Annotated in this window: 15 protein-coding genes, 1 pseudogene and 1 riboswitch; of the genes and pseudogenes, 5 read left to right on the plus strand and 11 right to left on the minus strand. The window is 71.0% G+C overall.

All coding sequences use genetic code 11. From position 1 onward, the window contains the following. The first annotated feature begins 27 nt into the window (after positions 1 to 27). Both ACFY3J_RS24925 and ACFY3J_RS24930 read left to right on the plus strand, forming a co-directional pair. A complete protein-coding gene (locus ACFY3J_RS24925; RefSeq protein ID WP_390841773.1) occupies positions 28 to 1950 on the plus strand; it encodes a hypothetical protein in 1923 nt (640 codons plus the stop codon). 97 nt (positions 1951 to 2047) lie between these two features. Then, positions 2048 to 2737 carry a TetR/AcrR family transcriptional regulator gene (locus ACFY3J_RS24930; protein WP_384174002.1) on the plus strand — a complete coding sequence of 230 codons (690 nt, stop codon included), beginning with the start codon at positions 2048 to 2050 and terminating at the stop codon, positions 2735 to 2737. 22 nt (positions 2738 to 2759) lie between these two features. On the opposite strand, the gene ACFY3J_RS24935 is transcribed toward ACFY3J_RS24930, so the two are convergent. The 8 genes from ACFY3J_RS24935 to ACFY3J_RS24970 all read right to left on the minus strand — a co-directional run bounded on the left by ACFY3J_RS24935 (position 2760) and on the right by ACFY3J_RS24970 (position 15942). Further along, positions 2760 to 3116 carry a 5-carboxymethyl-2-hydroxymuconate Delta-isomerase gene (locus tag ACFY3J_RS24935; protein ID WP_384173999.1) on the minus strand — a complete coding sequence of 119 codons (357 nt, stop codon included), beginning with the start codon at positions 3114 to 3116 and terminating at the stop codon, positions 2760 to 2762. Between the two features lie 35 nt (positions 3117 to 3151). After that, positions 3152 to 8566 (minus strand): pullulanase-type alpha-1,6-glucosidase, encoded by a 5415-nt coding sequence (gene pulA / locus ACFY3J_RS24940; RefSeq protein WP_390841774.1) that lies wholly within the window; start codon positions 8564 to 8566, stop codon positions 3152 to 3154. A 205-nt stretch (positions 8567 to 8771) separates the two neighbouring features. Then, positions 8772 to 9233 (minus strand): GNAT family N-acetyltransferase, encoded by a 462-nt coding sequence (locus ACFY3J_RS24945; RefSeq protein WP_384173993.1) that lies wholly within the window; start codon positions 9231 to 9233, stop codon positions 8772 to 8774. Beyond that, the gene (locus ACFY3J_RS24950) at positions 9227 to 10603 is read right to left on the minus strand and encodes an alpha-amylase family protein (RefSeq protein ID WP_384173990.1); all 1377 of its coding nucleotides are present in this window, start codon (positions 10601 to 10603) and stop codon (positions 9227 to 9229) included. The genes ACFY3J_RS24945 and ACFY3J_RS24950 overlap by 7 nt, the downstream gene beginning before the upstream one ends. 132 nt (positions 10604 to 10735) lie before the next feature. Further along, the gene (locus tag ACFY3J_RS24955; RefSeq protein WP_384173987.1) at positions 10736 to 12424 is read right to left on the minus strand and encodes a glycoside hydrolase family 13 protein; all 1689 of its coding nucleotides are present in this window, start codon (positions 12422 to 12424) and stop codon (positions 10736 to 10738) included. 210 nt (positions 12425 to 12634) lie between these two features. Beyond that, the gene (locus tag ACFY3J_RS24960) at positions 12635 to 13540 is read right to left on the minus strand and encodes a sugar ABC transporter permease (RefSeq protein WP_384173984.1); all 906 of its coding nucleotides are present in this window, start codon (positions 13538 to 13540) and stop codon (positions 12635 to 12637) included. A 19-nt stretch (positions 13541 to 13559) separates the two neighbouring features. After that, positions 13560 to 14564: a carbohydrate ABC transporter permease gene (locus ACFY3J_RS24965; RefSeq protein ID WP_384173981.1), complete on the minus strand. Its 1005-nt coding sequence runs from the start codon at positions 14562 to 14564 to the stop codon at positions 13560 to 13562. Positions 14565 to 14664: 100 nt separating this feature from the next. Further along, positions 14665 to 15942: an extracellular solute-binding protein gene (locus tag ACFY3J_RS24970; RefSeq protein ID WP_390841775.1), complete on the minus strand. Its 1278-nt coding sequence runs from the start codon at positions 15940 to 15942 to the stop codon at positions 14665 to 14667. Between the two features lie 445 nt (positions 15943 to 16387). Here ACFY3J_RS24970 and ACFY3J_RS24975 point away from each other — a divergent pair, with 445 nt between their 5' ends. Next, a complete protein-coding gene (locus tag ACFY3J_RS24975) occupies positions 16388 to 17422 on the plus strand; it encodes a LacI family DNA-binding transcriptional regulator (RefSeq protein WP_141361486.1) in 1035 nt (344 codons plus the stop codon). A gap of 75 nt (positions 17423 to 17497) precedes the next feature. Continuing rightward, positions 17498 to 18340, plus strand: a complete 843-nt coding sequence (locus ACFY3J_RS24980) for a phosphatase PAP2 family protein (RefSeq protein ID WP_384173975.1) — start codon at positions 17498 to 17500, stop codon at positions 18338 to 18340. A gap of 29 nt (positions 18341 to 18369) precedes the next feature. Here ACFY3J_RS24980 and ACFY3J_RS24985 read toward each other — a convergent pair whose 3' ends face one another. After that, positions 18370 to 21366 (minus strand): bifunctional [glutamine synthetase] adenylyltransferase/[glutamine synthetase]-adenylyl-L-tyrosine phosphorylase, encoded by a 2997-nt coding sequence (locus tag ACFY3J_RS24985; protein WP_390841776.1) that lies wholly within the window; start codon positions 21364 to 21366, stop codon positions 18370 to 18372. Positions 21367 to 21693: 327 nt separating this feature from the next. Beyond that, positions 21694 to 21874: riboswitch (cyclic di-AMP (ydaO/yuaA leader) on the plus strand. Between the two features lie 7 nt (positions 21875 to 21881). Between ACFY3J_RS24985 and ACFY3J_RS24990 the strand changes: the two are divergent. Continuing rightward, positions 21882 to 22049 (plus strand): annotated as a pseudogene (locus ACFY3J_RS24990) (glycoside hydrolase); the annotation flags it as partial. Between the two features lie 35 nt (positions 22050 to 22084). Here the strand turns inward: ACFY3J_RS24990 and ACFY3J_RS24995 are convergent. After that, positions 22085 to 22390 carry a hypothetical protein gene (locus tag ACFY3J_RS24995; protein ID WP_384174114.1) on the minus strand — a complete coding sequence of 102 codons (306 nt, stop codon included), beginning with the start codon at positions 22388 to 22390 and terminating at the stop codon, positions 22085 to 22087. Positions 22391 to 22646: 256 nt separating this feature from the next. Then, a complete protein-coding gene (locus ACFY3J_RS25000) occupies positions 22647 to 23459 on the minus strand; it encodes a DUF6597 domain-containing transcriptional factor (protein ID WP_384173969.1) in 813 nt (270 codons plus the stop codon). Positions 23460 to 23474: the final 15 nt, after the last annotated feature.

The raw sequence follows: 23474 nt of genomic DNA on the forward strand, positions 1-23474 counted from the left end.
AGGACCGGCTCGCTCGTTTGCCTGGACGTGCAGTCACAGGATGTCGCCCCGCGCCACAAGTCCTCCCCCGGGCCGGTCGTCGATGCCGAGCGGGCCGAGGCCGCGCTCGTCGAGCACTATCCGCGTCTGGTCCGGCTCGCCTATCTGGTGCTGCCGCCCGGGCTCGGGCGGGGCCGCCGCGTGCTGACCGCGCACGCGCTGGCACAGCGGGCGCTGCCGCGGGGGCGGTCCTCGGCATCCGTGATCCCGGCCCAGTCGGCCGGCCGCGAGTCCGACCCGGGCTATGCCTTCGTCCGTCTGCAGGTGATCCGCACGGCGCTGGGAGCGGGCCGCCCGCTCAGGCGCCGGATCCGGCCCGGACGCACCCAACTGCGGCCGCTGATGCCCCTGGTGTGGGGCCTGCGCCTGTTCCCGCACACCGGCGGCGCCGAGGAACTCGCCCTGGACCAGAAGCTGGCGACCCTGTCCGGGCCGGCCCGTGCGGCCTACGTCCTGCGCGGCCTGGAAAGGCTCCCGGACCCCGCCGTTCGGGAGGTGCTGAAGGCCGCGGGCGTGGCCGACCCCGTCGCAGCGCTGCGTCAGGCCGACCGCCTGCCCGCCCAGTACGCTCTCCTGGACTCCCCCGAGTTCGACCCCTGCTCGTTGCAGGCCCGGCCCACCGACCTGAAGCGGCGCAGGCAGCACACCAGGGCCGCGCTCGCCGCGGCGGCGGCCCTCGCCGTGTGCGGGGCGCTGGTCGCCCTGCCGGGCGGCGGCTGGGGCCCCGACGGCGCCGCCGCGCCCGCCTACGCGCAGAACCCCTCCGCCGAGGCCGCCCTGGACCCGGGCAGGCTGACCAGGGTCGCCCCCACCGCCTGGCGGACCTCCGCGCGGCTGGACCTCTCCGTGTGGCCGGCCCGCGGCGACCGGGCGCGCGACACGGCCCTGCTGCGCCGCGCCCTCGCCGTCTGGGCCCGCCCCGGCGGGTCCGTACGGGTCTCGGCCACCCCCGGCACCGCCTCGGGCGCCCCCGCCGGACCACCGCAACTGCTCTACGCCGGCGACGTCGACAACGCGCGCGTGGTGCTCTTCCACGACGGCCTGCGCATCGCCCGCTACGCCGAGCCGAAGGACTCCGCGGCCGGGGCCGCCCTCGACTTCGCCCGGGTCGACGGCGCCGCCGGCGCGGAGGCGAGCGCGGTGGTACTGGGCCGCTCCGACGGCAACGTCCGCTATCTGACGGCGCCCTGGGTGAAGGCGGCGGCCGAACGGGACCTGCTCAAGCCGGACGCCGGGGCGATGGACCTCGGCATCACGGACGGGGTCACCGGGCCGCTGGCCAGCCCGGTCCAGCGGACCGGCGCCTGCACCTCGTGGAACGTGCTCCAGCTGACCGGCGAACCCGGCACGCATGTCCTGGCCGACCTCGGCGAGCTGGCCCCCGCCCGCCTCACCACGGGCCGCCCGGACGCCCCGCAGGAGGCGTCGGGTGCGGCGGGGCTGCGCGCCTGGGCACCGCTGGCCTGCTCACTGGCTTCCGTGCGCGCACAGGGCGTCCGGTCGGTCAATGCCTGGCAGTACGCCGAGCAGCCCCTGCCCGACGCGACCGGCACGGCCGCGTGGGTGTGCACCCGGGCCGAGACCTGGCGGGGCGACGGGCCCCGGGTGCTGGCCCAGTTCCGCACCCCCGGCGGGAAGTACGCGGCGGTCGCGGCCAAGGCCGAGAACGTGCCCGCGTGCGGCACCCGCGATCCGCACGTGCTGGCCGGGGTGCTGTGGAAGTCGGAGACGGGCACCTGGTACCTGCTCGCCGCCGGCGGCCGCGACACCGCCTCGATCAGCGCCACGGGCGGGGTCAGCGCCTCCGCCCAGGGCCACTTGCTCGCCGCACGGACCCGGCAGGGCGCCCAGGCCGACCTGAAGGGGACGCTGGACGACGGCAGGTCCGTCGACGTGCTGCGCCAGAAGTGACCGGCGGGCGTGGAAGGGTGTGACGCCCCGAGGTCGAACATCGCGGTCGATCCTCTCCGGTCCGTTCGGGGCTGGAATCGATCGGTAAGGTGTTCGTATGACTACCGGGGTTCGCCGCAGGATGGGAGTCGAGGAACGACGGCAGCAGTTGATCGGCGTCGCCCTCGAACTGTTCAGCCGCCGCTCGCCCGACGAGGTCTCCATCGACGAGATAGCGTCGGCGGCGGGCATCTCACGCCCGCTGGTCTACCACTACTTCCCGGGCAAACTCAGCCTGTACGAGGCCGCGTTGAAGCGCGCCTCGGACGATCTGGCGGGCCGGTTCGCGGAACCGCACGAGGGCCCGCTGGGGGCTCGGCTGCTGCGGGTGATGCGCCGGTTCTTCGACTTCGTGGACGAGCACGGACCCGGTTTCTCGGCGTTGATGCGCGGCGGTCCCGCTGTTGGATCGTCGACGACGAACGCGCTCATCGACTCCGTCCGGCAGGCCGCGTATGACCAGATCCTTTCGCATCTCGGGGTCGAGGAGCCGCCCGCCCGGCTGGAGCTGGTCGTCCGCTCGTGGATCTCGCTCGCGGAGTCGACGGCGCTGATCTGGCTGGACGGCCGGCGCATCCCGCGCGCCGAGCTGGAGGTCCAGCTCGTGCACGACTTCGGCGCGCTGGTCGCCGTCAGCGCCGCCCACGACGAGGAGATGGGCGCGCTCATGCGCCAGGTCTTCAAGGACGAGCCGGCCGACGGCCCCTTCCTGGACCTGGTCGGCCGGCTCGTCGCTCTCGCCTCCTAGCGCCGCTTCCCGGCAGCGCTCGCTAGGCGTCGAACTTCCGGTACGAGGCGTCGAGGTCGCGCACCTCGGCCGACGCGTGCAGCGCCAGGCCGTCGACCGGCTTCACATGCTGCCGCAGTGCCTCCAGGACCGCCTCCGTCAGGCGTGCCTTGGTCTCGTCGGTGCGGCCGGCCAGCAGGCCGATGGTGACGTGCACGATCGCGTGCCCCTCGGTGTCCGGACCGACGACGGTGTCCTCGGTCCGGCGGAACTGCGTCTTGCACGCCGGGGGCTTGGCGGCCGCGATCTCGACCGTGCGGGTGTGCAGCTCCCGCGCGAAGGCACGCCGGTCGAAGGCGTCGGCCAGCCGCTCGGAGTAGTCGACGGTGATCTGCGGCATGAGCACTCCTGTTCCGGGTCGACCGGGGACCCGCGCTAGTTCCTGAACACCGCGACCGTACGCGCCGGGACCGTGAACGTCCCGGTCGCCCTCTCGTACGACGAGGCCTTCACGACCGGATCGGCGCCCGCCGTCTGCACCGGGTGCAGCCGGTAGCCGGTCCCCGCGAGCTCCGCGACGCGCTGCCGCTGCCGTTCGGGCGTGGCGTTGAACACCACGACGAGGTCACCGAGCCTCATGGTGATCACACCGGGCGTCTCGTCGCCGCCCGACAGCGGGAAGGACAGCTTCCGCTGCACCTGCGCGGCCGTGGCCAGGGAGAAGGCCTGCTCCGTGGTGCGGATGCGCAGCAGGTCCCGGTACGCGGCCGAGGCCCCCTGGATCTGCGGGCAGCCCACCGCGACGGAGGTGAGCAGCGGCTTGGCGTACGGCCACTTGTCCTGGTTGTCGGCCGCCACGGGCAGCCCGCGGGCGAAGCCGTTGCCGTCGGCGCAGTTCCAGTGGATGGCGTTGAACCAGTCGCCGCTGTCGTAGGAGTTGCGGTCGAGGGACTTCGAGCGCAGCAGGTCGGTCCCGGCCTGGGACAGCGCCGGTCCCTGGGACAGCGCGGCCGTCGCCATCGCCAGGACCTGCATCCGGGCCCGGTCGTCCGCGCTCGTGGCGGACGGCAGTTTGTAGGCGAGGGCGTCGAACAGCGACTCGTTGTCGTGCGCGTCGGCGTAGGCGAGGGCGTCGCCGGGGGCACCCGCGTATCCGGCGGGCGCGCCGTTGTAGTCGACCTCGGCGCCGGTGACCTCCTTGCCGCTGGTGTCGGTGAAGCGGTACGCGGCGAGGTTGCCGCTCAGGCCGACCTTGATCAGGTCCTGGTAGTGCAGCAGGCGGTCCTTCTGCTCGGCCCTGCTGCCGTTGCTCGCAGAGGAGTTGGGGTCGGTGTAGAGGCCGGAGGCGAAGCCCTGGACGCCCGGGTCGTCGTCGAAGGGGCCGCCGCCGCGGACCGCGTCACGGGCCCGGTCGGAGAAGGTCGCGATGCCCGTGCCCGCCATGTTCCGCTGCGTGGCCTGGACGAACCGCGCGTCGTCGGCGACCTCGCCGAAGTTCCAGCCCTCTCCGTACAGGATGATGTTCTTGCCGTCCACGCCGTCCTTCTTCAGCGTGAGCGCGTCGAGCGCCTCGCGGACGGCGAGCATGTTGGCCTTGGGGTGGTGGCCCATGAGGTCGAAGCGGAAGCCGTCGACCTTGTACTGCCTGGCCCAGGTGACGACCGAGTCCACGACCAGCTTGCCCATCATGGCGTTCTCGGGCGCGGTGTTCGCGCAGCAGGTGCTGTTGGCCACCGAGCCGTCGGCGAGGAGCCGCTGGTAGTAGCCGGGCACGATCCTGTCGAGCACGGAGGTGTCCGCCTGGCCGGCGGCGGCCGTGTGGTTGTAGACGACGTCCATGACGACGCGCAGCCCGTCCTGGTTGAGCGCCTTGACCATCTGCCGGAACTCGACGGTACGGGCCGTGCCGTCCGGGTCGGTGGCGTAGGAGCCCTCGGGGACCGTGTAGTGGTAAGGGTCGTAGCCCCAGTTGTAGGCGTCCTGTGCGGCGGTCGCCGCCACGCACGCCTGCTGCCGCTCGGAGTCGGCCGGGTAGGAGGGCAGGTCGCAGTCCGGGGTCGCCTGGTCGGCCTTCTTCTCCGGAATGGTGGCGATGTCGAAGGCGGGCAGCAGGTGCACGTACGACGTGCCGGCCTTCGCCAGCTCCCGCAGGTGCCGGGAGCCGTCGCTGTTCTTGTCGGTGAAGGCCCGGTAGGTGCCCTGGTCCCGGGCCGGGACCGTCCGGTCCGCGACGGAGAAGTCCCGGATGTGCAGCTCCTGGATCTGGGCGTCCCTGAGCGGTACGGCCTTGGGCTTGGCCAGGCCCGACCAGCCGCTCGGGGCCAGCGCCCGGTCGTCGAGGTCGACGACGAGGCTGCGCTCGGAGTTCGCGGTGAGGGCGACCGAGTAGGGGTCGGTGACCTTGTTGGTGACCACCTTGCGGACGGTGGGCGCCCATACCGTCACGACGTACCGGTAGGGCTTGTTCCTCCACGACGCCGGGCCGGTGACGGACCAGACGCCGGTCGTGTCGTCGCGGTGCATGGCGACCGCCTTGCCGTCCAGCTCCAGGGCGACGCTCCGCGCGGTCGGCGCCCACACGCTCAGCGTGGGCCTGCCCTGGTGGAAGACGGGGCCGAGCCGGGCCGTGGCGGCCGAGGTGCCGTACACGTCGTCGAGCACGCCCGCGAGCTGGACGCCCGTCGCCGTGAGTACGGCGCCGTTCGCGGCCCGCTGGGAGGCGACGACCTGGCCGCGCAGGGCCTCGCGGACGCGGGCGCGGTCGCGCGGGTCGACGGACCAGGCCGTGTAGTCCTTCAGGTGCGGGAACCTCGCCTTCTGGGCGTCGGAGAGCGTGGTCCTCGCCAGCCGCAGCCACCGCTCGTCGTCGCTGGTCAGCGTCCCGTCCTGAACGGTGATCGAGCCGTCGTGGGAGTAGACGAGCTGGGTGGAGGCGGCGCCTTCCACGCCCTTGAGGGCCACCGTGTCCCGGTCGATCCAGACCGCCTTCGAGGTGGTGAGGTCGAGGGCGCCCGCGCCGCCGGTGGGCTGCGGCAGCAGGGGCTTGTCCTGGCCGCTCATCAGCCACACCTCGTGGCCGTCGGCCGCCTTGAGGTCCAGGGACTGGTCGGCGGGCAGGTCCTTCTCGTCGCCCTTGTGGATGATGTAGCCGAGGCTGGTGGCACCGTCGGTGAGCGGTACCTCGAAGACCGCGCCATAGGAGTCAGTCTTGACCGGCTGGAGGGGTTTCGACCAGTCGGTGGGGTCGGCGGCGCCGGTCCACACGTGCAGGCCCCAGCCGTCGTAGTTCCCGTCGGCGCGGTGGTAGTGGATGACGGCCTTGGCCGGGTCCTGCGCCGGATACTCGGGGCGCGCGGTCCGCACGTCGTCCTTGCCCTGCTCGATCCAGACCTCGCCCGTCCTGGTGACGTCGATGGACCGGTCGGCGGAGACGTCCTTGTTGCCGTCCTTGTCGATGACCAGGAAGCCGACGTCGGAGGCGCCGGGGTTCAGCCTGACGTAGGCGAAGGCTCCGTAGGCGTCCCGGCCGGTGAAGGGATGGCTGTTCGGCCAGGTGGTCGACTCGCCGTCGGCGAGGTCGCCCCAGGCGTACAGGCCCCAGTTCGCGTAGTCGCCGTCGGTGCGCTTGTAGTGGACGACCGCGTAGTCGCGGGAGGAGGCGGTGGGGACCTCCGGGACCGGAGGGGTGCCGGTGGTGGAGTCCGCGGTCGCGCTCGCCGTGCGGCCCGCGGAGTCGACGACGACCGCCTTGTAGCGCAGGGCGGTGCCGGCCAGGACGGTCCGGGCCAGGGTCTGGGTGACCTTGTAGGGGGCGTGGTCGGCGGAGCCGAGCACCTTCCAGGGGCCGTTCCCGGTCTGCGCGGCGAAGACGACCCGGTTGAGCTGCCCGCCGGTGACGTCGGCGCTCAGCTCGACGGTGCCGGTGGCGCCGGCGGCGGGGGGCGTGAGGGTGACGGCCGGCTTGGCGGCGGGCCGGTCGAGGGTGCCCGCGGCCTTGAGGACGACGGCGGATCCGGACGGGACGGTGACGGTGACCCTGCGGTCCGCGTCGGAGGTCACGGCCGCCTCGGTGCCGTGGATCCCGCGGTACGTCATCCGCGCCGAGCCGGTGGCGAACGTGGCCGTCCTCGCCTCGCCCGCGTTGTTGAAGGCGACGACGTACTCGGCCCCGGTCCGGGCGTCGGTGCGGGTGAAGGCGTAGACACCGGGCCCGTCCGCCGCGTAGCGCTCGGTCTGGACGCCGTCCGTGAGGGCCGGGTTGTCCTTGCGGAGCTTCGCCAGGCCGGCGATCTGCCGGTAGAGCGGCGCGGTGGTGTCGTAGGCGTCGCTCGCGTGGCCGCGGTCGGTGCCGATCCGGTCGTCGTCGAGGTAGTCGGCGACCCGGGAGGCGAACATGGTCTGGCGGGCGTCCTTGTCGCCGCCGGAGCCGGTGAAGCCCTGCTCGTCGCCGTAGTAGACGACGGGGTTGCCGCGGCTGAGGAACATCAGCTCGTTGGCGAACTCGTCCTTGCGCAGGATCTCGGCGTCGGTCGCCTTCGGGTCGTCCTGCTCCAGGAAGTAGCCGATGCGGCCCATGTCGTGGTTGCCGAGGAAGGTGACCTGCTCGTAGGCGTTGGCCTTGTCGGTCGTGTACCTGTAGTCGTCGCCGAAGACGCCCGCGAGCCTCTTCGCGCTGCCGCCCTGGGAGACGTAGGAGCGGGCCGCGTCCTGGAACGGGAAGTCGAGCGTGGCGTCGAGGCGGCCCTCGGTGACGTACGGGGCGTTGACGGAGGTGTCGGCGGAGTAGACCTCGCCGAACATGAAGAAGTCCTTACGGCCGTGGGCTGCGGCGTAGGTGTCGAGCGCGGTGGCCCACTGGGTCCAGAACTCCATGTTGACGTGCTTGACGGTGTCGATGCGGAAGCCGTCGACACCGAAGTCCTTCACCCAGCGCTGGTAGATCTTCTCCATGCCGCTGACGACCTCGGGGCGTTCGGTCCACAGGTCGTCGAGGCCGGAGAAGTCGCCGTAGGTGGAGTTCTCGCCGGTGTAGGTGGAGTCGCCGCGGTTGTGGTACATCGCCGGGTCGTTGAGCCACGACGGGACCTTGGCGTTCTTCTTGCCGGCCGGGACGACCGGTGTGCGCGGGAAGGACGAGGCGTCCACGGCGGGGAACTTCTTCGTGCCGTCCGCGTAGTCGGCGTCGTCGAAGGGCCGGCCGTCCTTGGTCAGGTAGGGGAAGGCACCCTTGGACAGGTACTCGTGGGAGCCGTCCTCGTAGTCGATGACGTCGGCGGTGTGGTTGGTGATGACGTCGAAGAAGACCTTCATGCCCTTGGCGTGTGCCTTGGAGACGAGGGTCGCGAGGTCCTTGTTGGTACCGAAATGCGGGTCGACCTGGGTGAAGTCGGTGATCCAGTAGCCGTGGTAGCCGGCCGAAACGTCCTTGCCGGTCCCCTGCACGGGCTGGTTCTTGAAGATCGGCGCCAGCCAGATGGCCGTGGTGCCCAGGCCCTTGATGTAGTCGAGCCGGTTCGTCAGGCCCTTGAGGTCGCCGCCCTGGTAGAAGCCCTTGTCGGTGGGGTCGTAGCCGGTGGCGAGCCGTGAACCGGTCAGCCCGCCCCGGTCGTTGGAGGTGTCCCCGTTGGCGAAACGGTCCGGCAGGACGAAGTAGAACTGCTCCCGGGTCGCGTCGTGCCGGGCCGGCTCGGCGGCGAGCCTCGCGTCCGAGGGCGGCGCGGGCGGTTTTTCGGCCGCCTGCGCCGTGAGTGGTGGGACGAGCGCTGCGGCGAGCGCGGCCGCGGTGACGGCGGCGACGCGTCTGCCTGACGGGGTGCGGCGCCGCGAGGGCGCCGGCCATCTCGGTATCACGGGGTGAACTCCTTGGCGGTACGGCTCACTTGATTGCGGCCCCTCGCCCCGGCATCGACGACGCCGCCGGGCGTGGGCGCGACCGTATCGCCTGCGCAAGGCTTACAGCAAGACCCTTGAAACTCGCAGCAAATCTTTTCACCAGCTACCCGCCCCACGCCCCGGCAGGGGCCGGCGCCCCACTCCCGAAGCGCCGGCCCCGCCGTCAGGGAAAGCGGTAGAGGAGCTGCGGCCGCCCCCACTCGACGAACCGTTCGACGGGTACGGCGCCCAGGGCTTCGAGCAGCCGCCGCGAACGCGTGTTGGCCGCCTGGGTCACCGCGACCAGCTCCTCGCCCTCCGCCGCCCCGCCGACCACGGCGGCCAGCGCCTCGCGTGCGTAGCCGAACCCCCAGTGCTCGGGCAGCAACTGGTAGGAGACCTCGGTCCGTCCGGCCCGCGCGCCGGGCTCCACCAGCACCGAGCCGAGGACGGCACCGTCCTCCTTGTTCACGATGGTGAGAAGCCCCGGGGCGCCCACGCAGCCCCGCTCGCGGACGGCGACCGTCTCCGGGGGGACCGGCCCGCCGAGGTGGCGGCGCACCAGCGGGTCGGTCCACAGGCGGCGGTGAGCCGGTACGTCGTCCGGCTCGACCGGCCGCAGGAGCAGGCGCCGGGTCGTCAGCAACTCGACTTTCCGGCGTAGATGGCGAGGGCTGTGTTCGGGGCGACCGATGCCTGGAACCAGCCGTTGGCGTCCACCGTGACGGTCCTGTTGCCCTGCACATCGCAGTAGGTGCCCGCGGGCAGCGAGGTCTGGTACGAGCGATTGGCCGTCGTGTTCTCGTGGTTGATCACCACATAGCCCTTGTTGCCGCGGCCGAAGACGATGAGGTTGTTGCCGTTGTCCCACCAGTTGGTGACCGCCTGGCCGCGGGTGGCGTTGCGGAAGGCGACCATGGACTTGATCTCCGGCCAGGCGTGCTGGCACTTCCAGCCGTCCTGCCAACAGGCGTTGACCTTGCCGCCGTTGGGGGGACCCGCGTCCGCGTCGGACCATTCGTAGGCGGAGTTGATGTCGGGGGCGCCGTAGGGCCAGGCCAGCATGAAGACGTTGGCCAGCGTGTAGTTCGCGCCGTTCTTGTAGTTGAGGGTCGAGCCGTTGCGCTCGGTGTCGTGGTTGTCGACGAAGACGCCGGCCACCGAGCTGTTCATGTAGCCCCAGCCCTCGCCGTAGTTCTTCAGGTAGGCGAGCTTCTCGTTGGTGAAGACCCGCTTGAGGTCGTAGGCGTAGCGGAACTCCTGGACGTCGCCGGTGCCGGTGTACTCGGTCGGCTGGATCGGCTCGCCCGCGCCGTGGATGACCTCCTGCTTCCAGTAGGCGGCAGGGTTCTTCAGGCGCGACTTGATGTTGGCGAGGTCGGCGGCCGGGATGTGCTTGGCCGCGTCGACACGGAAGCCGTCGACGCCCAGGGAGAGCAGGTCGTTCATGTAGCCCGCGATGGTCTGGCGGACGTAGTCCGACCCGGTCCTGAGGTCGGCGAGGCCCACCAGTTCGCAGTACTGGACGTTGTAGCGGTCCTGGTAGTTGGTGATGTCGGTCCTGCAGTCGTTGAAGTCGTTGTTCGAGTACAGGCCCGGGTAGCCGTACTTCGTGTACGACGAGCCGCCGGTACCGGTGCCGCTGCCCGCCGACATGTGGTTGATGACCGTGTCCGCGACGACCTTCACACCGGCCGCGTGGCAGGTGTTGACCATGTTCTGGAACGCGGTGCGGTCACCGAGCCGGCCGGCGATCCTGTAGCTCACCGGCTGGTACGACGTCCACCACTGCGGGCCCTGGATGTGCTCGGCGGGCGGGGAGACCTGGGCGTAGCCGTAGCCGGCCGGGCCGAGGGTGTTCGCGCACTCCTTGGCGACCGAGGCGTAGTTCCACTCGAAGAGGACCGCGGTGACGTCCTTGGTGCCGGGCGGGGAGGCGGCGGCGGGGGCCGCGAGGGCCACCGAGGCGGCCACGGCGAGGGCGGCCGCGCATGAAAGGGGTCTGCGGATGGTCATGTGGGGGTTCCTTCTTCGTTGAAGGCCCTTGCTGAAAGGTTCAGCAAGTCGATGACCCCGGATGGTAGAAGGCCCGCCGCCTCAACGGGCAGCGGGCCGCAAGGAGTTGATGTGAAACTGTGACCTGTCGGGTCAGGCCGTGGTCCACCACACCGTCGTGTCGGACGGGACCTTCGCCTCGCCGTCCGCCTCCGTCACCTCGCCGCTCGTGAGCAGCACACGGCCGTACGCCGGGGTGGTCACCGACTCGCCGGTCGTGTTCGCCACGCAGACGAACTCGCCGCGCCGGAAGGCGAGGACGCCCTCGGGCGCGCGCAGCCACTCCACCGCGTCGCCGGCGCCCAGGTCGGGGTGGGACCGGCGGGCGGCGAGGGCCGAGCGGTACAGCTCCAGAGTGGAGCCCGGTACGCCCTGCTGGGCCGCCACGCTCAGCCGGCCCCAGTGCGCGGGCTGCGGGAGCCAGCTGCCACCGCCGCCGAATCCGTAGGAGGACCCTTCGCGGGTCCACGGGATCGGCACCCGGCATCCGTCGCGGAACCCGTCCTGGCCCTCGCCCCGGAAGTACGCCGGGTCCTGGCGCACCTCGTCCGGCAGGTCCACGACGTCCGGCAGACCTAGTTCCTCGCCCTGGTAGACGTACGCCGAACCGGGCAGCGCCAGCATCAGCAGTGTGGCCGCACGCGCCCTGCGCAGACCGAGCTCGCGGTCGCCGGCGCTGCGGATCTGGGTGCCGAGGCCGGGCGGGTTGGCGAAGCGGGTGGCGTGCCGGGTGACGTCGTGGTTCGACAGCACCCAGGTGGCCGGGGCACCCACCGGGCGCATGGACTCAAGGGTGCGGTCGATGACCTCACGGAGCGCGTCGGCGTCCCAGTCGGTGCCCAGGTACTGGAAGTTGAATGCCTGGTGCAGTTCGTCGGGGCGCACGTAGTTCGCGGTGCGCTCGACGGTCGGGGTCCACGCCTCCGCGACGAAGATCCGGTCGCCCGAGTACTCGTCGAGGATGTGGCGCCACTGGCGGTAGATCGCGTGCACGCCGTCCTGGTCGAAGAACGGCATGACATCGTTGCCCAGCAGCTTCAGCTGGTCGTGGGTGCCGAGGTCGGGCAGGCCCTCGGCCTTGACCAGGCCGTGGGCCACGTCGATGCGGAAGCCGTCGACGCCCATGTCGAGCCAGAACCGCAGGATCGAGCGGAACTCGTCACCGACGGCCGGGTGGTCCCAGTCGAAGTCGGGCTGCTCGGGCGCGAACAGGTGCAGGTACCACTCGCCGGGGGTGCCGTCCGGCTCGGTGACCCTGGTCCAGGCGGGGCCGCCGAAGATGGACTCCCAGTCGTTGGGCGGGAGTTCGCCGTCCGCTCCCTTGCCGGGGCGGAAGTGGTAACGGTCGCGCAGGGCGGAGCCGGGGCCCTCGGCGAGCGCGCGCTTGAACCATTCGTGCTGGTCGGAGGAGTGGTTGGGGACGATGTCGACGATGATCCTCAGGCCCAGCGCGTGGGCGTCGCGGATCAGCGCGTCGGCGTCCAGCAGATTGCCGAACATGGGGTCGACGGCACGGTAGTCGGCGACGTCGTAGCCGGCGTCGGCCTGCGGGGAAGCGTAGAACGGGCTGAGCCAGACGGCGTCCACACCGAGGTCGCGCAGGTACGGCAGGCGGGAGCGTACGCCCTCCAGGTCGCCCATGCCGTCACCGTTGCCGTCGGCGAAGCTGCGCGGATAGACCTGGTAGATCACCGCGTCCCGCCACCAGTCGCGGCGCGGGGCGACGGTGGTGGCAGCCGCTTCGGAGAGGGGGGATTCGGCCGGGAAGTGCTGCTTGCTCATGGCGTCCTTGGTGCGTCGGGGGTTCCCCTGCTCGGGCGAAGGAGCTCGGGGCGCTTGCTTGTCATGGGTGCGGAGGACGGCGTCCGGGTGACGGGGCGGCCGCGGCGACAGGGGGTCCGGGGGTTTCCCTGCTCGAAGTGCTTGGGGGAGGGCACCGCGGCCGCCACCCGCTCGGGCAGCCGCGCGGGAACCGTTGACCAGGGGTGGGGGTCAGCCCTTGGTGCCGCCCGCGGTGAGGCCGGTGACGATGTTTTTCTGGACAAGGTAGAAGAAGACCGACACCGGAACGGCGATCAACACCGCGGTGGCGGCCATGTAGTTCCACTGGGCGTCGTGCTCGCTGACGAAGCTCTGCAGGCCGACCGCGAAGGTGTACTTGGAGTCGTCCAGCATGAACGTGGTCGCGAACGCGACCTCGCCGACGGCCGTGATGAAGTTGTAGAAGGCCGCGACGGCCAGCCCCGGGCGGGCCAGCGGCAGGATCAGCCGTGCGAAGGTGCCGAAGGGGCTGAGCCCGTCCACCCGTCCCGCTTCGTCGATCTCGAACGGGATGGTGTCGAAGTACCCCTTGAGCAGCCAGGCGCTGTAGGGGACGGCCGTGGTGCAGTTGATGACGATCAGGGCCCAGTAGGTGTCGATGAGACCGAGCTCACTGAAGATCTCGTACATCGGCACGATCAGGATGGCGATCGGGAAGGCCTGGGTGAGCAGCAGTACCCACATCAGCTGCTTGTAGCCGGGAAACCGCATGCGGGAGACCGCGTAGCCGGTGGTGGCGGCGACGAAGACGCCGATCAGGGTGGTGCCGAGGGCCACGATCATCGTGGACTTGAGCCAGTCGAAGAAGGCCGTGTGCTGCAGCACGAAGCTGTAGTTGGAGAAGGTGAGCTTGCCGAAGATCCGGCCGGGGTGCAGGTAGTCGTCCTTGTCCGGGCCGAGCGACAGGAAGAACAGCCAGGCCACCGGTGCCACCGCGACGAGGCTCGCCACGGTCAGGCCGCCGTGCAGCAGGGCGCCGCCGAGCCGGCCGCGCTCGCCCCGCCGACGGGTCCGGCGCGGGGAAGGCGGGGCGGAGGCCGGGCCGGCCGGTGTCTTCTCGAGGGTCGTGGTGCTCATGGCGGCGGCTCCTGCGGCGTCAGACGGCGAGCTGGTCATTGCGCTTCAGCCAGCGGAAGTAGAAGGAGGTGAAGACGGTCAGGATCGACAGCAGCAGCACGCCGTAGGCGGCCGACTGGGCGAAGTCGCGCGGCTGCTGTCCGAAGCCCAGGTAGTAGGCCCAGGTGACGAGGATCTGGGCGTCGGGCGCGCTGTAGGGGCCGAACAGCAGGAAGATGATGACGAACTGGTTGAAGGTCCAGATGACGCCGAGCAGCACCACGGTGGAGCTGACCGAGCGCAGACCGGGCAGCGTGACGTGCCGGAACCGCTGCCAGGCGTTCGCGCCGTCCATCTCCGCGGCCTCGTAGAGCGTGGCGTCGATGGACTGCAGGCCGCCGAGGAGCGAGAGCATCATGAACGGCACACCGCACCAGGTGTTGACCATGATCGCGGCGAACCGCTGCCAGAAGGTGTCCTCCAGCCACTGCGGCTGGGGCAGGTGCAGACTGCCGAGCACCTGGTTGAGCACGCCGGAGTCGGCGAGCATGATCCGCCAGGAGAAGACCGTGACGAAGGTCGGCACGGCCCAGGGCAGGACCAGCATCAGCCGGTAGAAGGTGCGACCGCGCAGCTTCTGGTTGAGCATGAGCGCGAGGCCGAGGCCGATGGTGTAGTGCAGGAACACGCAGGCTGCCGTCCAGAAGACGGTCCACAGGAAGTGCGACCAGAACCGGTCGTACGAGGTCGGGCCGAACAGGATGTCCTTGTAGTTGTCCAGCCCGATGAACCTGTAGGTGGCCTCGATGTGGTTGACGCCGATGGTGCGAGCCGAGTTGAGGCTGTTGGCGTCGGTGAGGGTCAGGTAGAAGCCCCGCACCAGGGGGTAGCCCACGATGCCGCCGAGCACGACGACCACCGGCGCGATCATCGCGTAGGCGTACCAGTACTTCTGGAAGCCGTTCTTCAGGCGCTGCCCCAGCCCGGGCCGAGGCGCGCGGTCACCGCGGCGCCTGCCGGTCGCGCGGTCGATGGCGACTGTCATGGTTCGACACCTTTTGCAAGATCAGGGAATGGGGCTGGGCGCAGACCGGTGGCCGCCGGGTCCTTCCCTGTCGCGGGAGAGGCCCGGCGGCCACGCGGACTCACTTGCTGAAGTCGGGGACCAGCTTGGAGATCGCGAGCTCGGCGTTGTCCAGGCCCTTGTCCAGGGACTCCTTGCCGGCGGCGATCTTGGGCAGCTCGGTGTCGAGCGGGCCCCACAGGGAGCCGTACTCGGGCAGCGCCGGGCGCGGCTGGGCGGCGGCCAGGACGCCCTGGTAGCCGGCGATGCCGGGGTCGGTCTTGACCTCGGCGGTGTAGGCGTCGTCACGGGTGGGCAGCGTGGAGTTCTTCAGGGCGATGGTCTCCTGGGACTTCGCCGAGGTCATGAACTTCACGAACTTCAGGGCCGCGTCCTGGTGGGCCTTGTCCGAGCCGGCGTAGACGGAGAGGTTGTGGCCGCCGGTCGGGGCGCCCGCCTTGCCGGCGGAGCCGGCCGGGACGGTGGCGATGCCCAGGTTGGACTTGTCCGTGAAGGCGGAGCCCTTGTAGAAGTTCGTGATCTCCCAGGGGCCCTGGATGATCGCGGCGACCTTGCCTTCGATGAACGCGTCCTGGATGTGGGCGTAGGCGTCGGCGGTGGTGTCGGCCTTGTGCAGGCCCTTGCCGTCGAACAGGCCGAGCCAGGTGCCGTAGCCCTTCTTGGCGGCCGCCGAGTTCATGGTGATCTTCTTGGCGTCGACGTCGACGGTGTCGGTGCCCTCGCCGAAGAGGAAGTTCTGGGCGTAGTAGGCCTGGGTGGAGCCCCAGTAGCCGTCCACGCCGGTCTTGTCCTTGATCTTGGCGGCGGCGGACTTCAGCTCGTCCCAGGTCTTGGGGGCCTCGGCGATGCCGGCCTTCTCGAACAGGGCCTTGTTGTAGACCAGGGCCAGGGTGTCGGTGACGAACGGGACGCCGTAGGTCTTGCCCTCGTACTGGGCCTGCTTGATCAGGCTGGGCTGGAACTTGTCCTGGTCGGCGAGGGCCTCGGTGCCGTCCAGCGGCACGAAGTAGCCCTTCTTGGCGAAGGCCGGGGTCCAGCCGACCTCGGAGCGCAGCACGTCCGGGGCGCCCTTGGAGCCGGCGGCCGTGTCGAACTTGTTCTGCGCCTGGTCGAACTGGACGTTGACGTACTTGACCTTGATGTCCTTGTTGGCCGCTTCGAACTGCTTGACCAGGGCCTGGTACGTCGGTGCCTCGTTGGTGGCGTTGGAGGTGTCCCACCACGTGATGGTCACCGGACCGTCGGCCTTGCCGCCGTTGTCGCTGCCGCTCCCGCCGCACGCCGTCGCCGCGAGGGCGAGGGACGCCACCAGCGCGGTGGCCACTATGCCACGCCGCATGAGTTCTCCTTGAGGGTTAAGCCCGTGAACAGGGAACGGCCCCGTCCGCCGCCCTGCCGAGTTGCCGACCGCGCCGTTGCCGCCGCCGGGCGACCGAGAACGTAACAGCGTTGCAAGCTCTGCGAAAGACCTTGCAGAAAAAAAGCGCAAGACTGCGGGCGAGTTACCTCTTCGTGACCCGCTGAGGCAGGCCCTACGGCCCTGATTTCACGCGGGCAGGCGGCCCCTCGGACACTTGTGCAAGACTCTGCAAGCCCTTGCCAGACGACGGCGGGGGAGGAATCATCCCGTTGCGGACCGGACGCCGAGACCCGGACGTCGACCGGCCGCCGACCGAACACGAGGGATCGCGATGACGCAGCAGCCCGCAGCGGGCCGTTCAACGGCTCGCACCAGGCGCCCCGTCGGTGTGCAGGGCGGGGGCCGACCGGTACAGTCCGGTCATGTGACCACACGGCTTGCCGACATCGCCGCCCAGGCGGGGGTGAGCGAAGCGACCGTCAGCCGCGTTCTCAACGGGAAGCCGGGCGTCGCCGCCACCACCCGTCAGTCCGTGCTGGCCGCCCTCGACGTCCTCGGCTACGAGCGCCCGGTACGGCTGCGGCAGCGCAGCGAGGGCCTGGTGGGCCTGATCACCCCGGAGCTGGAGAACCCGATCTTCCCGGCGCTGGCCCAGGTCATCGGTCAGGCGCTGACCCGGCAGGGCTACACCCCGGTGCTCGCCACCCAGACCCCCGGCGGGTCCACGGAGGACGAGCTGACCGAGATGCTGGTGGACCGCGGTGTCGCCGGGATCATCTACGTCTCCGGTCTGCACGCGGACACCACGGCCGACATGGAGCGCTACGAGCGCCTGCGCGCCCAGGGCGTGCCCTACGTCCTCGTGGACGGCTTCTCCCCCAAGGTGCAGGCGCCGTTCATCTCCCCCGACGACCGGGCCGCGATGACCCTGGCGGTCACCCACCTCGCCTCCCTGGGGCACACCCGTATCGGCCTGGCCCTCGGTCCGAAGCGCTTCGTGCCGGTCCAGCGCAAGATCGAGGGCTTCGTGCGCGCCATGCAGGACCAGCTGGGCCTGGCCGCGGACGTCGTCGAGTCGGAGCTGGTCCAGCACTCCCTCTACACCCTGGAGGGCGGCCAGGCCGCGGCCACCGCGCTCATCGAACGGGACTGCACGGCGATCGTCTGCGCCAGCGACATGATGGCGCTCGGCGCGATCCGGGCGGCCCGGCAGCGCGGCCTGGAGGTCCCCCGGGACGTCTCCGTGGTGGGCTTCGACGACTCCCCCCTGATCGCCTTCACCGACCCGCCCCTGACGACCATCCGCAAGCCGGTGCCCGCGATGGGCCAGGCGGCGGTGCGCACGCTGCTCGAGGAGATCGGCGGGACGCCCGCGCCGCACAGCGAGTTCGTGTTCATGCCGGAGCTGGTGGTGCGCGGTTCGACCGCTTCGGCCCCTGGGGACCGCGCTCGTCCCTGAGGCGGAGAACATGCGAACGGAACCCGACCGGGGGATGATCGGTGGACGAACGCTTTTCTGGCACACTCTGTGCCTATGGGTGACTCCACCGTGACACGACTGGAAGGCCGGGAAGAGGCCGTTCCGCCCCTCGTCACGGACGAGCAGTCCCCCACCGTCCTGGAGCGGCTGCGCACCCCCCGCCGGCCGCGGCTGTGGTTCGAGATCCTGCTGATCGCGGTGAGTTACTGGACGTACTCGCTGATCCGCAACGCGGTCCCGGAGCAGAAGTCCAAGGCGCTGCGCAACGCGGACTGGGTCTGGAACGCCGAGCACCAGCTCGGCATCGCCGTCGAACACTCGGTCAACCATGCCGTGAACTCGGTGACTTGGCTGATCATCGGCATGAACTACTACTACGCGACGCTGCACTTCGTGGTCACCATCGGCGTCCTGGTGTGGCTCTACCGCACGCACCCCGGCCGTTACGCGGCGGCCCGGCTCACCCTCTTCGTGACGACGGGCGTGGCGCTGCTCGGCTACTACCTGTACCCGCTGGCGCCCCCGCGCCTGATGACCGGCGGCCACTTCGTCGACACGGTCCAGGTCCACCACACCTGGGGTTCCATGGCCTCCGGCGACCTCAAGAACATGTCCAACCAGTACGCCGCGATGCCGTCCATGCACATCGGCTGGTCCCTGTGGTGCGGCCTGACCGTCTTCACCCTGTGCACGATCCCGTGGCTGCGCGTCCTCGGCCTGCTCTACCCGGTGGCCACCCTGGTCGTCATCGTCGCCACCGCCAACCACTTCTGGCTCGACGCGGTCGGCGGCGTCCTGTGCCTCTCCTTCGGCTTCACGGTGGCCCGCGCCTGGTACGGGGCGCTGCCGCACGCGCTGCCGCGGCTGACGCCGGCTCTGCAACCTACGGAGGCGTAGGGCCGTGGCGGTGTCGCCGGCCCGCCGTCTCACGAACCGTAGAACAGCTCCTCCATGACCGCCCGGGCCCGGCGGGTCGTCCGCCGGTACGCGTCGAGCATGTCGCCCGCGTGCCCCGGCCCGTAGCCCAGGTACCGCCCCACCGCGGCCAGCTCCCGGGACTCGGTGGGGAACGTGTCCCCGGCCCGCCCCCGGACCAGCATCACCGCGTTGCGCACCCGGGTGGCCAGCACCCACGCCTCGTCGAGCGTCGAGGCGTCCTCCGGGGACACAAGGCCCGCCTCCCGCGCCGCCGCCAGCGCCTCACGCGTGCGCGTGGTCCGCAGCGACGCCACCCCGGCCGCGTGCCGCATCTGGAGCAGCTGCACGGTCCACTCCACGTCGGAGAGCCCGCCCGGGCCCAGTTTGGTGTGCAGCTTGGGATCGGTGCCGCGCGGCAGCCGCTCGGACTCCATCCGGGCCTTCAGCCGCCGGATCTCCCGCACCGCGTCCTCCCGCAGCCCGCCGCGCGGATACCGCAGCGGATCGATCAGCTCGACGAACCGCCGCCCCAGGTCCTCGTCCCCGGCCACCGGCTCGGCCCGCAGCAGCGCCTGCGACTCCCACACCAGCGACCACCGCCGGTAGTACGCCTCGTACGACTTGAGCGTGCGCACCAGCGGCCCGGACTTCCCCTCGGGCCGCAGATCCGCGTCGACCAGCAGCGGCGGATCCGCGCTCGGGACCTGGAGCAGCCGGCGCATCTCGGCGACCACCTTGGCCGCGGCCTCGGCGGCCTCCCGCTCGTCGGCGCCCTCCCACGGCTCGTGCACGAACAGCACGTCCGCGTCCGAGCCGTAGCCCAGCTCGTGCCCGCCGAAGCGTCCCATGCCGATGATCGCGAACCGGGTCGGCAGGGTGTCCCCCCAGCCCTTGCGCACGACCGCCCGCAGGGTGCCGGCCAGCGTCGCCGCCGTCAGGTCGGACACCGCGCCGCCCACCCGGTCCACGAGCGCGCCCTGGTCGGCCTCGGCGGGCCGGGTCTCGGTGCCGTAGGAGCCGACAATGTCGGCGGCGGCGGTACGGAACAGCTCCCGCCGCCGTACGCCGCGCGCCGCCGTGACGCCCTGCTCGGGGGTCTCGGCGCGGCGGACGGCGGCGAGGACCTCCTGCTCCAACTGGGCGCGGCCGCGCGGTTCGAGGCCGCCCGCGTCGCCGTTGCCCAGCAGTGCCACGGCCTCGGGCGCGCGCATCAGCAGGTCGGGCGCGAGCCGCCCGGCCGACAGCACCCGGGCGAGGTTCTCGGCGGCGGCCCCCTCGTCCCGCAGCAGCCGCAGATACCAGGGGGTCTTGCCGAGCGCGTCCGACACCTTGCGGAAGTTCAGCAGCCCGGCGTCCGGGTCGGCGGAGTCCGCGAACCACCCCAGCAGCACGGGCAGCAGGGTCCGCTGGATGGCCGCCTTCCTGGTGACGCCGGAGGCCAGCGCCTCCAGATGCCGCAGCGCGGCCGCCGGGTCGGCGTACCCGAGGGCGACGAGCCGCTCCCGCGCGGCCTCCGGCCTCAACCGGGCCTCGCCGGGAGCGAGTTGGGCGACCGCGTCGAGCAGCGGCCGGTAGAACAGCTTCTCGTGCAGCCGGCGTACGACGCTGGTGTGCCGTTTCCACTCGCGGGTCAGCTCGGTGATCGGGTCGCTGCGCAGGCCGAGCGACCGTCCGAGCCGGCGCAGATCGGCCTCGTCCTCGGGGACGAGGTGGGTGCGCCGCAGCCGGAACAGCTGGATGCGGTGCTCCAGGGAGCGCAGGAACCGGTAGGCGTCGTCGAGTTGCACGGCGTCCACACGCCCGACGTACCCTCCGGCGGCCAGCGCCTGCAACGCGTCCAGGGTGGAGCCGCTGCGCAGCGACGGGTCGGTCCGCCCGTGCACCAATTGAAGCAGCTGCACGGCGAATTCGACGTCGCGCAGGCCGCCCGGTCCGAGCTTCAGCTCGCGCTCGACCTCGGCCATGGGGATGGTCTCGACCACGCGGCGGCGCATCTTCTGCACGTCGGCGACGAAGTTCTCGCGCTCGGCGGCCTGCCAGACCAGCGGGCCGAGCGCGGCGATGTACTGCCCGCCCAGTTCCAGGTCGCCGGCCACCGGGCGGGCCTTGAGCAGCGCCTGGAACTCCCAGGTCTTGGCCCACCGCTGGTAGTAGGCGACATGGCTGCTGAGGGTGCGCACCAGCGGCCCGTTGCGGCCCTCGGGCCGCAGGTTGGCGTCGACCGGCCAGATCGAGCCCTCCACGGTCGTCTCGGAGCAGATCCGCATCATGTGCGAGGCGAGCCGGGTCGCGGCGCGCAGGGCCTTGACCTCGTCGGCGCCGTCCGCGGCCTCACCGACGAAGATCACGTCGACGTCGGAGACGTAGTTGAGTTCGTGGCCGCCGCACTTGCCCATCGCGATCACCGCGAGCCGGCACAGCGCGTCGTCCTCGGGCGCGGCGGTCCGCGCGAGCCGGAGCGCGGCGCGCAGGGTGGCGGTGGCGAGGTCGGCGAGCTCGGCGGCGGTCTCGGCGACATCCGTGGTGCCGCACACGTCGCGGGCGGCGATGGACAGCAGGCAGCGCCGGTAGGCGACGCGTAGCCCGACCGGGTCGCCGGCCTCGGCGAGCCCGTGCTCGAACTCCTCGACCCCCGGGTGCAGGTCGCGCGGCTCGTAGGTGACCAGCGCCCGCCAGTCGCCTGCGTGCCGGGCGAGGTGGTCGCCGAGCGCGGTGGAGGCGCCGAGCACGCCGAGCAGCCGGTCGCGCAGCGGTTTGGCCGCTATCAGCGTGTCGAGCAGCTCGCGGCGGGCCTTGGACTCCGGCTGCGCCTCCAGCAGCCGGACCAGCCCGCCCAGCGCGAGATCCGGGTCGGCGGTGGCGCCCAGCGCCTCCAGCAGCACCGGATCGTCCCGGAGCGGCGCGAGGTCCGGCCCGTCCAGCAGCCGCTCGGCGTCCGAGGCATGGATGAAGCCGTGCCGCAGCAGCCGCGTGAAGGTACTGCTCCTGCGCCCCGGCGCCGTCATCCCGGCCTCCCGTCGGATCAAGCCCGTCCTGGCCAGAGCCTATCCGGACTCCCGGGCCGGAGCCCTGACGTCGGACCCGCTTTCCGCGCGGTCGGAGATCGGACGCACCCCCCTGTCACCCCTTGCGCACTGGGGGCCCTACAGCACCGACAGGTGCTTCTTCGGCCAGAGATCCGAAAACCATCGGAGTGCAGCCATCCGTATGCGCACCGTGAAAGTCACGAAAACGTAGCGGACATATCACGCACCAACCTTCACAGCAGTCACAAGCGTTGGCCAGCGTGCCCGGCGGGCACCCCGTACCCCACCGGCGAGCGACGCCGGAACGGGTGGCCTGCGCCGAGTCCGGTGCGCCTCACGGCAGCCGGAGCCGGGGACCCACTCATCCCTGGGGTGAATCGGTCCCGTTCACGCGTCCCCCACGGCGCGCACGGGATGGTAGGGCAACCCTTCCGACCACCCGCCCGAACCCGACAGCTGACCCGGTAGGCGGTCTACGGAAGGAGGCGCCACCCTTGGCGTCGCACCGCAAAGCCCGGACCACGGCCCCCCGGATCGCCGGACTGCGCACGTCCCCGGCCCTCGGTCTGACGACCGCGGCCCCCACCTCCGTGGCGCTGCTGTCCCAGACGGCGAACGCCGCGCCCGCACAGCCCCAAAAGCCCAGCCTCCCCGGCTGCGAGTGCGACTCTCTCCCCATACTGCGCCTGCTCGGCGCTTACGCGGTCGGCGGAGCCTCACGGGCCCAGTCGAAAGGCATCGGCGCGCCCTGCGGGATCACCCAAGGGTTGGGATACCGAGCGTGACAACCGGTGCAGCGTGCGACGAACGGACCGACCTCGGGGTTGGTGAGAACGCTGTAGTGGCTGGAGGGCTGGGCCGGAAGCATGTGCCCGTTCGCCGTCGTCTCCAAGCCGGGCCACTCCGGCGAGCATTGACACGGGTGCTCCACCACGAACGGGTCGCCGTCAGGAGTCCTGGTCGTGGTCTTGAAGAGCTTGGCGAAGTTCTCACGTATCGACACGGCGGCGGCCCCCCGTCACTGCGCCCGCCTCTCGGGTCCCCAGACAGTAACCGAGGTCGGCGGAGTCCATGACCTTCATTGAGTCAGCGGGCGCTGTCGGCGCTGTCCACCAGCTGCATAACCCAACCCGCTCGATTGACTGAGCAGCCGCCCCGAGTAGCTCAGGCAGGTGCCCGATTCCCCGCTCGATCGGGCACGGCTGGGGCACGGGCAACTTCCAGTCCGTAACTCTATGTGAACGGGGCGGTCGGGTACCTCAGGAGTCGTTCCGGCGTCCCGCCGAAGACGCGTACCTCGCCGGGGAGGCCCCTATGGATGCGGTGAAGTCGCGGGTGAAGTGTGCTTGATCGGCGTAGCCCAGTTCGGCGGCGAGAGCGGACCAGTCCTGCGGGGCGGTGGCCGCACGTGCGGCGGCTTCCTGCATGCGAGCTCGCCGGATCACCCACTTGGGTCCGATGCCGACGTATTCGGCGAACAACCTCTGCAGCCGGCGCACGCTCATGTCGGCGATCGCGGCCAGCTGGGACACCCGTAGAACAGCAGGGTCGGTGCTGATCGTTTCGACCAGCCTCGCCGCATTGTCGATGGCAGGGTCGGGCGTGGGCCGGAAGTCGCGCAGGAGCGTGGCTGCGAGGTGGAGCGCGGTGGGCACGCAGCGTTCGGTGATGATGGCGTCTGCCGCTGCCCGCGCTGCCGGGCCGAAGATCTCTTCGATGTCCAGGACTCGGTCGGTGAGGGTGGACACCGGGGCAGTGAGGAAGGGGCGGAAGCCGCCAGGTCGGAATCGCAGGCCGAGTGCCCGGCCGGTGCCAGAGATCTCTCGGGTGAACGTGTCACTGACGATGCCCGTGATGTGGGCCTGCCCGCCGGTGGTGAAGGTGAGGTGGACCACCGGGTGAGTGAGGACTTGCTGCCGGTGTGGTTCGGTCAGGTCCCAGTGGAGGATCCAGTACCCGTCCACGAATGGGGTCAGATCCGCCGGGGCCGGCTCGTGGTCGAGTCGGAACCGCTCAGCCGCGGTACGCGGGTCGAGGATGGCCCGCTGTCGCGTTTGTTCAATACCCGTCATCGTCGTCCTGTCTAC

It is taken from the genome of Streptomyces sp. NPDC001231 (assembly GCF_042896885.1).
Classification (GTDB): domain Bacteria; phylum Actinomycetota; class Actinomycetes; order Streptomycetales; family Streptomycetaceae; genus Streptomyces.

Excerpts from the sequence above, each read along its gene's own strand:
- ACFY3J_RS24930 (WP_384174002.1), top strand. The coding sequence starts at position 2,048 with ATGACTACCGGGGTTCGCCGCAGGATGGGAGTCGAGGAACGACGGCAG.
- ACFY3J_RS24935 (WP_384173999.1), bottom strand. The coding sequence starts at position 3,116 with ATGCCGCAGATCACCGTCGACTACTCCGAGCGGCTGGCCGACGCCTTC.
- ACFY3J_RS24950 (WP_384173990.1), bottom strand. The coding sequence starts at position 10,603 with ATGACCATCCGCAGACCCCTTTCATGCGCGGCCGCCCTCGCCGTGGCC.
- ACFY3J_RS24955 (WP_384173987.1), bottom strand. The coding sequence starts at position 12,424 with ATGAGCAAGCAGCACTTCCCGGCCGAATCCCCCCTCTCCGAAGCGGCT.
- ACFY3J_RS24960 (WP_384173984.1), bottom strand. The coding sequence starts at position 13,540 with ATGAGCACCACGACCCTCGAGAAGACACCGGCCGGCCCGGCCTCCGCC.
- ACFY3J_RS24965 (WP_384173981.1), bottom strand. The coding sequence starts at position 14,564 with ATGACAGTCGCCATCGACCGCGCGACCGGCAGGCGCCGCGGTGACCGC.
- ACFY3J_RS24970 (WP_390841775.1), bottom strand. The coding sequence starts at position 15,942 with ATGCGGCGTGGCATAGTGGCCACCGCGCTGGTGGCGTCCCTCGCCCTC.
- ACFY3J_RS24980 (WP_384173975.1), top strand. The coding sequence starts at position 17,498 with ATGGGTGACTCCACCGTGACACGACTGGAAGGCCGGGAAGAGGCCGTT.
- ACFY3J_RS24985 (WP_390841776.1), bottom strand. The coding sequence starts at position 21,366 with ATGACGGCGCCGGGGCGCAGGAGCAGTACCTTCACGCGGCTGCTGCGG.
- ACFY3J_RS25000 (WP_384173969.1), bottom strand. The coding sequence starts at position 23,459 with ATGACGGGTATTGAACAAACGCGACAGCGGGCCATCCTCGACCCGCGT.